This is a genomic window from Corynebacterium tuscaniense (assembly GCF_008693065.1).
GTDB classification, from domain to species: domain Bacteria; phylum Actinomycetota; class Actinomycetes; order Mycobacteriales; family Mycobacteriaceae; genus Corynebacterium; species Corynebacterium tuscaniense.
Genome location: NZ_VXKH01000166.1, coordinates 1 through 663 on the forward strand (window position 1 = coordinate 1; position 663 = coordinate 663).

At 57.9% G+C, this 663-nt stretch carries 1 protein-coding gene; it reads left to right on the forward strand.

What is annotated here, in order from left to right; translation table 11 throughout:
• Window positions 1–663: ABC transporter substrate-binding protein (locus F4V54_RS11080; RefSeq protein WP_249041305.1), on the forward strand; the 663-nt coding region annotated here is incomplete at both ends.

Genomic DNA, 663 nt, shown 5'->3' on the forward strand with positions numbered 1-663 from the left:
CAGCTGCCCAACTATGAAAAGTCCGAGGTCATCGACGACTACACGGTGAAGTTCTACTTCAGCGAGCCTTCCCCAGGTTTCCCGCAGTCCACCTCCGTGATGAACCAGGGCCTGCTTTCTAATGCCACCCTGGATTTGGATGACACCGGCTTCGCGCCGGGAAATGCCACCGCGATTTCCGGTTCTGGCCCCTTCGTCATTGAGGAAGAAGAGCTGGGCACCAAGCTGGTGCTCAAGAAGCGCGAGGATTATGACTGGGCGCCTCCGGCCCGCAAGGACCACCAGGGCCCGGCCGATATTGAGGGCATCAATATCGTGCTCGCGGCCGAAGACTCCGTGCGCGTGGGCTCGCTTGTAGCCGGCCAGTCCGATGTCGCGCGTCAGATCGAAGCTCCCGATGAGAAGCACCTGAAGGATCAAAACCTGCAGATTTTCGCCGCGCCCACCCGTGGCGTGAATAATAGCTTCCACTTCCACTTCCGCCATCCACTCTTGGAAGATAAGCGCGTGCGCCAGGCCATCATCCACGCTATTGACCGCGATAACATCCTGGACACCCTCTTTTCTGATTCCTACCCCAAGGGCACGTCGATCCTGGCCAAGACGGCTATTGGCTATAAGGATCAGTCCGCGAACTATGCCTTCGATCCAGAAGAATCCAAG